Raw genomic sequence first — 14,869 nt, 5'->3', positions numbered from 1 at the left:
TTAAGTGATAAGGCTCAACTGGTTGATATTTTAGTGAAGGGAAGCAAAATCTCTAGAGATAAAACAACGGAAGTACTTTTTGATGTTAAAGATATCTTTGGACTAAATATTTTCTGAATAATTTGTTTTCAATAGCCAACTTCAAGAAGATCATTAGGTGAACCTCTCGAGGTCGAAGCTATTTCCTATATTCTTTATAGTTTAAATTATGCGAATTTAGTGAAAATAGTTCGTGTCGGTAACCCCATTTCTGTCCGTACGACCTGAAGTCGTATTAAGTGTGGTTCTCCACGATAAGAGGGAATTAGTTTCGTGAGCGTTGGGTGTATGTCATTTATGATAATGGATGAAGTTTGCTAAAACAGTTTTGTCCAGAACCTTCACTGTGGGCACTTCGTAACTCACCTTTGTCCAAAAATCGTTTTACAGCCTAACAAAAAGGCGAACTTCTCAGTTCGCCTTTATTATTGAATATTGATTACAAAGTCAGTCACAACCTAAAAGATGATCATAAACTGTGACAACGAGCCATCAACATCAGCACCTACTCTTGGTAGTTATCAATACTTGGGCATGAGCAGACAAGGTTACGGTCACCGTATACGTTATCGACACGGTTCACGGTTGGCCAGTATTTTGATGCCTTAGTATGAGCGGATGGGAAGCAAGCCGTTTCACGAGAATATGGGTGAGCCCATGCATCACTTGCGAGATCCGATTGTGTATGCGGCGCATTCACTAACGGGTTGTCGGCTAATGGCCATTCGCCTGATTGAACTTTCTCCATTTCGGCGCGAATCGCAATCATTGCCTCGCAGAAGCGATCCAATTCGGCTAAGTCTTCCGATTCGGTTGGTTCAATCATCAAGGTGCCAGCAACAGGGAATGACATCGTCGGTGCGTGGAAGCCATAATCCATCAAACGTTTAGCAATGTCTTCTTCGCTGATACCTGTCGCTTCTTTAAGCGGACGAATGTCAATAATGCATTCGTGCGCTACGCGGCCGTTACTACCACGGTAAAGAATAGGGTAGTGTGGGCGCAGTCTTTCCATCACATAGTTAGCATTTAAAATAGCGACTTGAGTCGCCGTGGTTAAGCCTTCTGCACCCATCATGGCAATATAAGCCCATGAGATAGGTAAAATAGAAGCGCTGCCTAAATCGGCCGCAGATACGGCGTGATCGCTGCCTTCAACTCCCCCTTCAATATGTCCCGGTAGGAAAGGCGCTAGGTGAGATTTTACACCAATCGGCCCCATACCTGGGCCGCCACCGCCATGAGGAATACAGAATGTTTTGTGCAGATTGAGGTGAGAAACATCAGAGCCAATAAAGCCCGGATTGGTTAAACCAACTTGCGCGTTCATGTTGGCGCCATCAAGGTAAACTTGGCCGCCCGCGGCGTGAACCATGTTACACACTTCTTTAACTTGTTCTTCGTAAACGCCGTGCGTTGAAGGATAAGTGATCATGATGCTAGAGAGGTGCTCTTTATGCTTCTCAATTTTGTCTGCGAGGTCTGCGATATCAACGTTACCGTTATTATCACATTTCACGACCACCACCTTCATCGAAACCATTGAAGCGGTTGCAGGGTTGGTGCCGTGTGCTGAGCTCGGAATTAAGCAGACGTTACGGTGCCCTTCACCACGGCTTTTGTGGTAGCGCTGAATCGCTACAAGTCCTGCATATTCGCCAGAAGCACCGGAATTTGGTTGTAGCGAGAAGGCATCATAGCCTGTGATTTCACAGAGCTTTTCTTTTAAATCTTTAGCGAGAGCGGCGTAACCTGCGGCTTGCTCTTTCGGTGCAAATGGATGGATCGAACCAAATTCAGGCCAAGTGACAGGGATCATCTCCGCTGCGGCGTTCAGTTTCATGGTGCAACTGCCAAGCGGGATCATGCCGTGAGTTAATGAAAAGTCTTTATTCTCAAGTTTTTTCAAATAACGCATCATTTGCGTTTCACTGTGATAGGTGTTGAACACAGGATGCGTTAGGAAGCGAGATTGACGACGGCAGTGTTCTGGAATCGCTGCAAATTCGTTGGCGGCAATTTCTGCCGACAGCGCGCTTACCGATTGCTTAATATCGAAAACCGCAAACAGGGTTTCAAGATCAGCGGTGGTGGTGGTTTCATCCAAACTGATGCCTAATTGGTCATCAAATCGGCGTAAGTTGATGTCGGCTTGCTGCGCTTTTGCGTACAGAGCTTGAGTTTGAGCGGCGCTCTTTAAGGTAATCGTGTCAAAGAAGCTGTTATGCACCAATTCGTAACCCGCTTGAGTTAAGCCTGCCGCTAGAATTGCTGTCATATGATGAGTACGGCGCGCAATGGTGCGCAACCCTTCTGCGCCATGATAGACAGCATAAAACGAGGCCATATTAGCCAGCAGAGCTTGCGCGGTACAGATGTTCGAGGTCGCTTTTTCGCGGCGAATGTGCTGCTCGCGAGTTTGCATTGCCATGCGCAGTGCTGGGTTACCTTTGGCGTCAATCGACACGCCGATCACGCGGCCGGGCATAGTGCGTTTGTGCGCTTCACGCGTGGCCATAAAGGCGGCGTGTGGGCCGCCGTAACCCATAGGGACACCGAAACGTTGAGCTGAGCCAATCACGACATCCGCTCCCATTTCACCCGCTGGTTTCAGCAAGGTGCTGGCCAGTAAATCCGTGGCAACAGTAACCAAGATTTTATTGGCTTGCGCTTTAGCAATCAGGTCGCTTAAATCACGCACTTCACCTGTGGTGCTTGGGTATTGCAGCAGCGCGCCAAACACATCTTGCTCAGGCAATGAGTCGAGTGCGCCGATTTGTACCTCAAAACCGATAAATTCAGCGCGAGTTTTTACCACTTCAATGGTTTGTGGATGAACATCGTCCGCCACAAAAAAGACGTTACTTTTGCTTTTTCCTGCGCGTTTACACAGTGTCATTGCTTCGCCAGCGGCCGTTGCTTCATCGAGCAGCGACGCGTTGGCAATATCCATTGCTGTTAAATCCATCACCATTTGTTGGTAGTTAAGCAGCGACTCCAAACGACCTTGAGAGATTTCTGGCTGGTAGGGTGTGTAAGCCGTATACCAGCCCGGATTTTCCAGTACGTTACGCAAAATGACGTTCGGCGTGAAGGTGTTGTAGTAACCTTGACCAATGAACGTGCGTTTAATCTGGTTTTGATTGGCAAATACTTTCATCGCGCTGAGCATATCGGCTTCGCTTTTAGGCGCAGCAAGGGACATTGGGCTTTCTAAACGAATTTGCGCAGGAACGGTTTGTTCGATTAACGCGGCTAAGCTTTCGGCGTTAATCGCGTTGAGCATTTTTTGTTGATCGGCTGGGTTGGGTCCGTTGTGGCGTGCAACAAACTCATTTTCGGTACTTAACTGGCTAAGCAGTGGGCTGTGAAGTAATTCAGTCATTTCCTTTACCTTTTCAAAGATCGTGTGCGACCTTAAAAAAAAGCCGCCCATGCTGGGCAGCTTTGATCCGTGATGGGCTAATTAATCTTCTTCGATAGAGTTTTGGTACTCTTCTGCATTTTTTAGATTGTCGAGTTCAGAAGCATCAGACATCTTCACTTTCACAATCCAGCCACCTTCATACGGCTCTTCGTTGATGAGTTCTGGGCTATCTTCTAACTCTTCGTTGATTTCAACGATGACACCTGTAATCGGTGCGTAAATATCTGAAGCGGCTTTGACAGATTCAACCAGAGAAAAACTGTCTCCAGCATCAATTTCTGTATCTACTTCAGGTAGGTCAACAAACACGACGTCACCGAGCATCTCTTGCGCATGCTCAGAAATACCGATGGTCACTGTGCCGTCACCGTTGTCGCGCACCCACTCGTGGCTATCTGCAAACTTCAGTGTATTGTCCATTGCTTTATCTCCAAAAAAGTATCGTATTGATTTGAACTTGTGTTTAATTTAAAAAAGCTATTGATAGAGTGGGAAGCGTTGGCACAGCGCTTTAACTTGTTTGCGCACACGTTGCTCAACATCACTGTTTCCTTCTGGGCTCACAACAAGGCCATCGAGAACATCGCCAATCCACTCACCGATGAGTTTGAATTCTTCACGACCAAAACCACGGCTGGTTCCAGCTGGCGTACCTAAACGAATACCCGAAGTAATCATAGGCTTCTCGGTATCAAATGGGATGCCATTTTTGTTACATGTGATTCCTGCACGCTCTAATGCTTGTTCGGCGATATTCCCCTTCAGCCCTTTAGGGCGAAGATCAACAAGCATGAGATGAGTGTCAGTCCCGCCAGTCACAATGTCACAACCGCGAGTTTGCAATACTTCGGCGAGAACTTTTGCGTTATCGATCACCGAATCAATATAACGATGAAACTCAGGGCCTAACGCTTCGCCTAGTGCTACCGCTTTGGCCGCAATTACGTGCATTAACGGGCCACCTTGCAGGCCGGGGAAAACCGCCGAGTTAATTTTTTTGCTGATCTCTTCGCTGTTGGTCAAAACCATACCGCCTCGTGGGCCGCGCAAGGTTTTATGTGTGGTGGTCGTGACAACGTGGGCATGCGGCAATGGGCTTGGGTGAGCACCAGTGGCGACTAATCCGGCAATATGCGCCATATCGACCATTAAGAGCGCGCCCACTTCATCAGCAATGGCTCGGAATTTGGCAAAATCAATCACGCGAGGAATGGCAGAGCCGCCCGCAATGATCATTTTTGGTTGATGCTCTAACGCGAGGCTGCGTACATCATCATAATTGATTTCTAAGGTCGTGCTATCGACACCATATTGGATAGCATTAAACCATTTACCAGAGAGGGCAGGCCGAGCGCCATGAGTGAGGTGGCCTCCGGCATCCAGAGACATACCTAAAATCGTGTCACCCGGTTGCAGTAAAGCCAGCATCACCGCGCCATTAGCTTGTGCGCCTGAATGCGGCTGCACGTTGGCGTATTGACAATGGAATAGGGATTTTGCACGTTCAATCGCAATGGTTTCGACGGTATCAACGTGTTCGCAACCACCGTAATAGCGACGGCCGGGGTAGCCTTCTGCATATTTATTGGTGAGACAAGTACCTTGCGCTTGCATCACGGCTTTTGAAACGATGTTTTCTGAGGCGATCAGCTCAATTTGTTCATTTTGGCGCACGTATTCGGCTTGAATACCCGCAAAGACAGCATCATCAGTGGCAGCAAGGTTGGTTGAGAAAAAGCTCTCAAGGCAGTGGTTGGGGTAACTTTTGTTCACGTTGGCATTCATGGTAGATGACCTTCCAATAATCTGACGGATTGGCTAAACATTCCGTCATTCCTTTTTAGTGGCTGCCTTATCGTTAAGCCGTTAGGCGACAACAAAGCAGAGTGTCAGTTATCCTTAAACTGGATTGCAACCCCAACAATACGGGGTGAAAAGCCACTTAAACCTTGTTAAATCCCTAACCGCAATAAGTGGTAAACCGCATCTCTTTATCTAACAAGTCAGTAACATACTCTTTGACTTATAAACAATCAATCAAAAATTTCCTATAGGAAACATGGTTTCTTTTTTTGTAAGCGAGAGCACGCTTTATTTACGTGCAACCTCTTTAACCTTGCGTTGGCTTTATGCCACAATGATGGCCGAAATCAGGAAGATAACAATCGAGGGAAAGCATGTCTGAAGACATTTATGATGAGTACCCATCGTTGACCTTGGCCAAGGAAACTGGTGAACAAACGATCGAACCGCTTAAGCTTGGGCAACGTATTAAAGAGATCCGCTCTAAGCTTGGGATTACGCTAGAAGAGGCGAGCCAGCGGACAGGATTGGCTCGATCTACATTGAGTAAAATCGAAAACGAACAGATTTCTCCAACCTACCAAGCGATGCAAAAACTTGCTCATGGATTGCAGATAGATATGCCTCAACTATTTGAGCCACCAAAGAAAATTGTGGCAACAGGTCGTAGGGATATTTCTCGTATTGGTCAGGGAAAGCCGCATCCCACCCCAACTTACGAGCATGAATTGCTCGCCACGCAGCTCTCTAATAAGAAAATGATGCCGTTTAAAAGCCGAGTGCGAGCTCGTGCATTTGAAGAGTACAGTGACTGGGTTCGTCACGATGGTGAGGAGTTTTTGTTGATCCTCACGGGTGAAGTTTTGTTCTATAGCGAATTTTATGAACCGGTTCGATTGGTGGAAGGTGATAGCGTTTATTACGACGCTAACATGGGGCACATGCTGGTCTCTGTCAGCGAAGAGGATGCATTGATTTTGTGGGTTACGGCAAAATGAGTGTGAAAACGCGAAGTTTCTTATAGTGACAGCAATCGTTTGCCATTTGTTGGCTTTGCCATCTGTAGTGTGCTTTTAATCACTTTTAGCTCAGGCGATGGTAAGCATCTCGCGACTTTTAATTGTGATTGGGTTGTTAATTTTGACAATTCATCTTGTTTTGAACTTGTTAATCCGTCCGAACGGGCGCATTCTTGTTCACTATTGGAAACATGGTTTCCTCTTCTTTGGACATAATAGCCAAAATTTGGTGGTGAATTCCCTGCTGGGTCGGCTGAAATGGAGATAAAAATGACTCAAGAACATGCAAATCAAACATTACTCACTACTCCTTTACATGCGCTGCACATCGAAGTTGGAGCGAAAATGGTGCCATTTGCTGGCTATGACATGCCCGTTCAGTACCCATTAGGGGTAAAGAAAGAGCATTTGCATACTCGCGAGGCGGCTGGTTTGTTTGATGTTTCGCATATGGGCCAACTTCGTTTGCATGGAGCCAATGCCGCGCAAGCATTGGAGTCATTGGTTCCGGTCGACATTATTGACTTACCAGCAGGCAAGCAGCGTTACGCCTTTTTCACGAATGCACAAGGTGGCATCATGGATGACTTGATGGTTGCTAACCTTGATGATCATTTGTTTGTTGTGGTTAACGCGGCTTGTAAAGCACAAGATATTGCTCATCTACAAGCACATTTGCCACAAGGTGTTGAGCTCGAAGTCATTGACGATCGCGCGCTGTTAGCGCTGCAAGGGCCAAAAGCCGCTGAAGTGTTAGCTCGCCTGCAACCACAAGTGATGACGATGCACTTTATGGATATTCAGCTGATGGACATCGACGGAGCTCAATGCATTGTCAGCAGAAGTGGTTATACCGGTGAAGATGGTTATGAAATTTCTGTACCAGCAGAGCAGGCCGAAGCATTGGCGCGTAAACTGACCTCTTATGAAGAAGTGGAATGGATTGGTCTGGGCGCGCGCGATTCACTGCGTTTAGAGTGCGGTTTGTGCCTTTACGGGCATGATCTTGATACCACCACAACGCCAGTTGAAGCGAGCTTGTTATGGGCGATAAGCAAAGTGCGTCGTGCTGAAGGTGAGCGTGCGGGTGGTTTCCCGGGTGCAGACATCATTCTTGGGCAGATCGAAAGCAAAGATGTTGCACGTAAACGTGTAGGTTTAGTGGGGTTAACTAAAGCGCCAGTACGTGAAGGAACGGAGCTATTTGATGCTGATGGCCAGCATATAGGCGTAGTGACCAGTGGTACAGCGGGACCGACGGCCGGCAAGCCCGTGTCTATGGCCTATATCCGAGCTGATTTATCAGCGATAGGCACAGAAATTTTTGCTGATGTGCGCGGAAAAATGCTGCCAATGGTGGTTGAGAAAATGCCGTTTGTGGCTCAGCGTTATTATCGCGGCTAAAGCATCATAAAATGTAATAAAAGTGCATTTAAAGATGTTTCATATCGATAACGGATTAAGTACTATCTGGGTTCAAAGTGATAAGGAATGACATGATGAACAAATGGGTAGTACTTTTTTCTTCGCTCGCCTTCTCTGGCAATGTGTTCGCCGTTGATGCTCAGCCTTATATAGTAAACGGTACGGATGCAAGCGTGACGGAGTTTTCTTCTATAGCGAGCTTGTTTTTTGACCAAATTGATTATAACGGTTCGTATGGAAGAGGAAGCTATTGCGGTGCTTCGTTGCTCAATAACCAATACGTATTGACGGCTGCGCACTGTGTTTATGGTAATAGTGCAAATCAGCTTTTCACCTCTGTTGTACCTAAGCTGCAAATTGAAACAAACTTTCCATACAACATATTAGAAAAAGCGCGAGTGGCGGAGATCTATTACCCATCAACTTATAACAACACCACTTTATTGGATGATATTGCGATCCTCAAGCTTGAAACACCTTTGACAATGGTGTCGTCTGCTGACTACTTAACGCGGCCTACCGCAAATTCTGATAGTACTTATCGTTCATCAAGTGAAACCTTTATTGCCGTTGGGCATGGTAATACCTCTTCTAATATTGATACTAAAACGTATCTACAGAAAACTAATTTAACCTATGTGCCTAATGTATATTGCAATTACACTTCCACCACGGACACTAATTTATGTATGGAAGGAGTGATAGGTTCTACGGGGCTTGAAAATGCAACCTGTCAGGGCGATTCTGGGGGGCCGTTATTTTGGCATATTGGCGGTAACTATATCCAAGTTGGTATAACCAGCTTCGGGCCAACTACCAAGTGTGGAGACCCTAATCCGCTAATTGGTTCAACGTCTGTATTTACAGAAATCCTTGACTATTCTACTTGGATTGAGAGTGTTCTGCTTGGTTCTGAACCACCAAAATTTGTCGCAACAGAAACGAAACGCCAAGCTTATTTAAACCCACCTTCTGACAGTGGCGGTTCATTCGGCTGGTGGTCTTTACTGTTGATGTTTATTCCTTTCATTCGTAGACGTTGAACCCTTATTTATTTCGAGCGACCTGTTTAGGTCGCTTTTTTATTGCCTTTTTTGAGCAGGTTCCACTTAGGGCGCTAAACTTGAAAGTGATACACGCGTATCTTTCTAGATGAGTGACGAGGTGATGGATGTACAAATGGATACTGTTCAGTGCGATGCTATCAGCAAATGCTTATGCGGTTGATTTCCAGCCTTACATTGTGAATGGTTCGGATACCAGCAGTGCCACTTACCCTTCCTTTGCTAGCCTTTTATATCAAAGCAGCGCTCAGTATAGTACCAACAGTTTTTGTGGGGCGAGTATTATCAATTCACAGTTTATTTTGACGGCAGCTCATTGTATCTACGGTAAAAAAGATACCATGCTTTACACAGTGGTAGTGCCTCAGTTGGATAATGTGGCCGATTTCCCCTACGGGAATATCCAGATATCGCGCGCGGCGGCTTTTTATTACCCCAGTACTTACATCAATTCGTCCAGCGCACTCTGGCGTGATGACATTGCGATTATCAAGCTCGAAACACCGCTCAATGTGGCGGACTATTCTGCGCTACTCAATACTCAGTTAAATAATGATTACCCTGCTGGCAATCATTACAAAGCGATTGGGCATGGCTACGTGGCGGGTAATGTCCCGAATGCTAATAAGCAGTTGCAAGAAACGACCCTCACTTTTGTTAGTAATGCCGTCTGTAGCGCTTTCTATGGCTCGGCACTGACCTCAAAGCAGATCTGTTTTGATGGTGCGGTAAGCGGTGCTTATAAAAACTCCACCTGTTCTGGCGATTCCGGTGGGCCTGTCTATTGGTTTAATGGCTCGCAATACATTCAAATTGGTTTAACCAGCTTTGGGCCTTCACTATGTGGCGATACTAACCAACCGATCACCTCGGTATTTACGGAGCTTTATGATTATCAGAGCTGGATTCAGCGCGTTCTTACAGGGGCAGAGGTGCCTAAATATTATGTTGCCACTCAAAATGGGGTACGTGTTCTGATTGATACTCAAACTGTTGCCGCCCCTCAGGAGGAGAGCGGTGGCAGTTTGAGTATCCTAGGGTTGACTCTACTGCTGTTATTTCGCTTTCGGGCGCATAATAATTTTGGTTCGTCTGTTGTGGTGATTAAAAATTTGCTTGGCTCTCAACGTCATCTCTTGTGCGGTGATTCGGTTTGCCATTTGCTCTATGTTAAACAACGCATCGATGCCGTACCCGTGCAGTGAATAACGTTGAATAAACCAATTCATCTGCTTGGGGTCGTCTTTGAGTGGTTTGAGATCGGCAATCAATTGTTTTGCTGCGGTGAGCGTTTCCTCTTCCGTTATTTCGACAGATAAACTGTCAATCAGCTTATCAATGGCTTGCTCTGCGGTATCGACATCATTGGATGAAATGTCCACGCTAAATAGCCAATCGTTGTGTGGTTCACTATCGGCTGAAACCGAAAAAGCATTGGGAGCGTAATCCAACCCTAGCTGTTCACGCACCTGACTCACCATGCGGCGGTTTGCCACACGCCACAACATATCATCCATAAAGATAGTAGTAGCCGATTTGTGTTCCGGGTCGTTACTGATCACTCTGGCAAGATAGGCACTGCTTTTTTCATCGTTGATCGCCATGTCGATTCGAGGCTGAAAGTCTGCGCGATAATCAATGCGATAATCGACCTCAGGTGCAGAGCTGAAGGTTAATGACGCTACATAGGTACGCAATAGCGGTTTCAGTTCGGCAGGTTTAATGTCTGCGGTAATAAAGAGTTTAAAGCCTCTATTTTTCTTAAAGAGATCATCATGGGTTTGCATCAGTTGTTCAACACTCACCGTATTGATGTCCGATCCTTCGTATAACCAATGAGTGGTGTCCGGCAGATAGCTATTGCGATTAATGGCGAGCGCCATCTGGCCAATGGGTGAGCGAAGAAAAGTATCTCGATTTTGCTTAAACTCTTGTTTTGTTAACTGCAGATGGCTGTCGTCGATGTTGATGGCTGTCATCGCCGTATAAAGGGCCGCAAACGCTTCGGCTAACTCATCTTTAGATGATTCAAGGCTGATACCATGCGACGTAAAGTCGATGTAGGGATTCAATATGATGCCGTGTCTTCTCAGGTGATTATCCAACTGAGAGCCGCTAAAGTTACCAATTCCACCGCGTATGGCACTCGGAATAAGCACTTCAGAAGCTTTACGCAAATCGGGCTCTAAGCTTGCTTTACCACCAAGGCTAGCCAAAGTGGCATACACTTTTTCCCCTGCGTTAGTGTCTCTGCGATACCACACTTCAACGCCGTTACTTAGCGTCCAAGTGGTGATATCCATCGACTCTTGGGGTTGAGATTCCGATAAAATGGCACCTATTTGCGTAGGTGTCACAAAAGCTTGATTGACCTCTTGCAATAGCGGTGGCTGTCCTTTTTGGGCAAACAGGGTTTTGAGTGTTGGCAGTGTCGCGACGACGGATTCTTTGTCTTCACTTTTATCCAGTCCAATATTGATCTGGTAGTCGCTAGACAATAATTTGCGAAGGTGTTTATCGAGCATGGCACTGTTGGTGGTCGAGATAAATTCGGTTAACGTCGAACGTCGGTCTAAATGCGACTGGATCGGTTGATCCAATGTGCGCGCCAGCGTTTTTTCTTCGACTAAATCTATCGCGGTGGCTTTTTGCCAATTGTTATCGAAGTTCGCTAGCATCTCTTGATACTGACGGAAAATCGCCTGAAACTCTTGCTCACTCACACCATGATCACGCAGTGCAGCAAGTGTGGAGAAGAAGAGATTTTGCGATGCTTCTCTTGAGTCCACTGGAAACCCGACCTCTGCAAACGAATAGCGCTGGGTTTCAAACGGGATAGTTTGGGAATAAATCCAAAGTGCCGGAAGGTTGGCGTCACTGAAATTGCTGGATAACCGCTGTTGTATCAGTTGCTGGGCGATATCATCGAGCCACCACTGGGCTTGTTGTTCACGGCTGGCTATTTTTTGCTCGCCACGGTCGATGAATAGGCTAATGTTCGGTGAGTCATTGGCACCAATGTAACCCACAAAATCTGTATTATTGGCCGTAATGCTGTGATTTCTAGTCGGCATTGGCGTGCTGCCTTTTTCCCAGCTCGCGAAATGTTTTTCTATCAATGCCGTGGCTTGCTCTAATGTGATATTGCCAGCGATAACGATTTCGGTGAGTTGTGGCTGATACCAAGTGCGGTAAAAATCGGCAATCCCTTCGGCTGTCGCTTGGTTCACGCTCTCTTTGGTGCCCAAGGGATCATGCTGCGCATATAAAGTATTAGCAATCATGTGCTCATAAACGTTTTGAGCGTAGCTCTTCTCCTCTTTACGTGAAAAACGAAACTCGCCCATGATCACGCGTTTTTCATTTTCAACCGATGTAGGAGTAAGCTCTATACCATCGGCAATATCTCTAAACCAGACCAGAGCTGGCTCTACCGCTTGGTTATCGGGTAAATCCAGTTTGTAAACCGTTTCTTGATAAGCAGTATAAGCATTGATGTCAGGGCCAAAACTGACACCTGATTGCTCAAAGGTTTTGATCGCATCATTTCCGGCATAATGAGCGCTGCCATTAAAAGCCATATGCTCAAGAAAATGAGCGTAGCCCTGTTGCTGATTGTTTTCTTGAAATGCGGCTGCGTGAACAATCAAGCGGATGGAAACGGGTTCTTTTTGATTGGGATAAATGTGGTATTTCATGCCATTGGCCAGCTCGGTGCTCGCCCAATAGGGATCTTCTTTGATCGGAGTGAACGCTTGATTTGAAGCACATCCCAACAGAAATAAGCAACTAACGAATAGTAGACGATATATTTTCATAACAACCTCGACATGTATTTGGTGGCAATATACGTCATGAGGTTTGAATTATTTTGGGGAATGTGACTGTCAACTCAGGTTTTGAGAAAGAAGTTTCAATTTTTTCGTAACAATGAATGTTATTAATTACATTGTGTAATTTAAGTGTTAACAGAGTGATGTGGATTGAAACGAGTTTGACCACTATTACTACATTTTGCTCAATCTAGGATTGAATCTTTATACTTTTTATATGCCTATCCTTGGTTTTATACATTTTCTTTAAATCTATCTGATTACTATGAGGTGAGCATAGTTAGATAGGATGCCCATTTAGGGCAATATTGAAATGAAACAACCACAAAAAAGTACCGCTTCGCTTGCACTATTAGCCGTAGGTATCGTTTATGGCGATATTGGCACTAGCCCGTTATATGCACTAAAAGAGGTGTTTTTTAGTCACCACCCATTACCGATCAATTCATTGAATGTACTTGGCATCCTCTCTTTGGTGTTTTGGGCATTTGTGTTGATCGTCTCGGTGAAATATTTAATGCTCATCACTCGTGCGCATAAACATGGTGAAGGTGGTATTTTAACTTTATCTGCAATTGCTAGAGAGCATTGCCCAGATTCACTAAAGCCTTTGGTGTTATTACTTGGGTTATTAGCCACCGGGTTCTTTTTTGGTGAAGCGGTAATAACGCCGGCTATGTCAGTACTGTCTGCTGTGGAAGGTATCGCGGTGGTGGAGCAAGATTTCGCACCATTCGTGCTACCGATTGCAGTAGGAATTATCGTGATTCTGTTTGCAATTCAAGCATTAGGCACCGAACGTATTGGGCGATTTTTTGCGCCGGTAATGGTTATATGGTTTCTCTCGCTGGGCGTTTTAGGGTTTAACGCTATCATTGAGCAACCACAGGTATTAGTCGCAATCAATCCTTATTACGCGTTTCATTTTATCGCCGAACAGGGGGTAAATACGTTGATCATTCTTGGCGTCGTAGTGCTGTCAGTGACTGGCGTTGAAGCCTTGTATGCCGATATGGGACACATTGGTATTAAGCCAATCCGTCTTGCTTGGTTTATGATTGTGTTACCCAGTTTATTGCTTAACTACTTTGGGCAAGGGGCTTATCTGTTGGTTTCTCAAGGGGTTACAGGTCAAACATTTTTTGGTTTAGTGCCTAGCCTGTGGCTATGGCCTGTGATCATTTTGGCTACCTTAGCGGCCGTGATTGCTTCACAAGCGGTGATTTCAGGGATCTTTTCATTAACTCGTCAAGCAATGAACTATGGTTATCTCCCGCCATTGAAAATTACCCATACGTCAGAGCACTCTCAAGGGCAAATTTATGTTCCAGCAGCCAATGTGTTGCTGTTTGTCGCTGTGCTGTTTGTGATGATGCGTTTCCAATCATCGGCTAACTTAGCCGCCGCTTATGGCATCGCCGTAACGGCGATCATGGCAATTTCGTCGTTACTGATAGTGATTGTGGCACGTTATTACTGGCAATGGCCGCGAGCACATGTTTGGTTGCTGGGGACGGTTTTTGTTAGCCTAGATGCCTTTCTCTTTACTTCAACTTCGACCAAATTGAGTGATGGTGGTTGGTTGCCGATTTCGCTAGGTGGTCTTATCTTTGCTGTGATGTCTATTTGGCAGCAGCAGAAGCAGCGTTTACTTGACGTGTCGGGCAGTGATTTGTCGCTTTCTGCCATGATTGCTTCTCTTGAAGGGGAAACATTTCGTCGTACCCAAGGTAATGCCGTCTACCTTTCGCGTGTCAGCCATCATGTCCCTCGCTCTTTGGTGCATAATTTGAAATACAATAAAACGCTTCATGAGCGTAATATATTGATGACGTTTCAGTATGAATCACAGCCTAAAGTGCATCCTTGTCGCCGAGCAGAGATCGAGCAGTTGTCAGAAACGTTTTGGCAAGTGATCATCCATACGGGCTATCAGGAAGTACCAGATATTGAACAAGTGATGCACTCCTGTTCGCTTAAAGGGCTGCATCTACATCCCAATGAGACTATTTTCTTGCTCTCTGCTGAGCGTATTCAGGCGCAGAAAGTGGGCCTATGGCATGATTTCAAAGCGCGGTTATTTATCTTAATGAGCAAACATGCGCTGCGTACGGCAGAGCGGCTTAACATTCCTTCTGATCGTTTGATTGAGATGGGCGTCTATCGAGAAATTTAATGTCTTGATTGCATTGTGTTGCGGTTCAGCGCATCGACTCATTGAGCTTAAAGTAAGATCCATCAACTCACGTAGAAACAAGC

General features: G+C 45.8%; 8 protein-coding genes and 2 pseudogenes. 6 read left to right on the top strand and 4 right to left on the bottom strand.

Going from position 1 to position 14,869, the window contains the following annotated elements:
- Window positions 1–117 (top strand): annotated as a pseudogene (locus AACQ21_RS07510) (tryptophan--tRNA ligase); the annotation flags it as partial.
- Between the two features lie 427 nt (window positions 118–544).
- Here AACQ21_RS07510 and gcvP read toward each other — a convergent pair.
- The 3 genes from gcvP to AACQ21_RS07495 all read right to left on the bottom strand — a co-directional run bounded on the left by gcvP (window position 545) and on the right by AACQ21_RS07495 (window position 5,251).
- Window positions 545–3,424 carry an aminomethyl-transferring glycine dehydrogenase gene (gene gcvP / locus AACQ21_RS07505; protein WP_105977158.1) on the bottom strand — a complete coding sequence of 960 codons (2,880 nt, stop codon included), beginning with the start codon at window positions 3,422–3,424 and terminating at the stop codon, window positions 545–547.
- An 81-nt stretch (window positions 3,425–3,505) separates the two neighbouring features.
- A complete protein-coding gene (gcvH, locus tag AACQ21_RS07500; RefSeq protein ID WP_013868476.1) occupies window positions 3,506–3,886 on the bottom strand; it encodes a glycine cleavage system protein GcvH in 381 nt (126 codons plus the stop codon).
- Window positions 3,887–3,943: 57 nt separating this feature from the next.
- Window positions 3,944–5,251, bottom strand: a complete 1,308-nt coding sequence (locus tag AACQ21_RS07495; RefSeq protein ID WP_017043957.1) for a serine hydroxymethyltransferase — start codon at window positions 5,249–5,251, stop codon at window positions 3,944–3,946.
- A 392-nt stretch (window positions 5,252–5,643) separates the two neighbouring features.
- Between AACQ21_RS07495 and AACQ21_RS07490 the strand changes: the two genes are divergently transcribed.
- The 4 genes from AACQ21_RS07490 (at window position 5,644) to AACQ21_RS07475 (ending at window position 9,982) form a co-directional block, all read left to right on the top strand.
- Window positions 5,644–6,267: a helix-turn-helix domain-containing protein gene (locus AACQ21_RS07490; RefSeq protein ID WP_105977157.1), complete on the top strand. Its 624-nt coding sequence runs from the start codon at window positions 5,644–5,646 to the stop codon at window positions 6,265–6,267.
- Between the two features lie 291 nt (window positions 6,268–6,558).
- Window positions 6,559–7,692, top strand: a complete 1,134-nt coding sequence (gcvT, locus tag AACQ21_RS07485; RefSeq protein ID WP_026028941.1) for a glycine cleavage system aminomethyltransferase GcvT — start codon at window positions 6,559–6,561, stop codon at window positions 7,690–7,692.
- Window positions 7,693–7,769: 77 nt separating this feature from the next.
- Entirely contained in the window at window positions 7,770–8,756 is a 987-nt protein-coding gene (locus tag AACQ21_RS07480) for a trypsin-like serine protease (protein WP_088729428.1), read from the top strand.
- 128 nt (window positions 8,757–8,884) lie between these two features.
- Window positions 8,885–9,982, top strand: coding sequence for a S1 family peptidase (locus AACQ21_RS07475; protein ID WP_258174225.1), 1,098 nt, complete (start codon window positions 8,885–8,887; stop codon window positions 9,980–9,982).
- A gap of 75 nt (window positions 9,983–10,057) precedes the next feature.
- Here AACQ21_RS07475 and AACQ21_RS07470 read toward each other — a convergent pair.
- Window positions 10,058–12,475, bottom strand: a pseudogene (locus AACQ21_RS07470) (M16 family metallopeptidase); the annotation flags it as partial.
- Window positions 12,476–12,923: 448 nt separating this feature from the next.
- Between AACQ21_RS07470 and AACQ21_RS07465 the strand changes: the two are divergent.
- Window positions 12,924–14,786, top strand: a complete 1,863-nt coding sequence (locus AACQ21_RS07465; RefSeq protein WP_094164440.1) for a potassium transporter Kup — start codon at window positions 12,924–12,926, stop codon at window positions 14,784–14,786.
- The last annotated feature ends 83 nt before the right edge of the window (window positions 14,787–14,869 follow it).

Source organism: Vibrio sp. V01_P9A10T6, assembly GCF_963877065.1.
In the GTDB taxonomy this organism is placed as follows: Bacteria; Pseudomonadota; Gammaproteobacteria; order Enterobacterales; family Vibrionaceae; genus Vibrio; species Vibrio anguillarum.
Note: the sequence above shows the minus strand (reverse complement) of the source record. Positions and strands in the feature narration are given on the sequence as shown.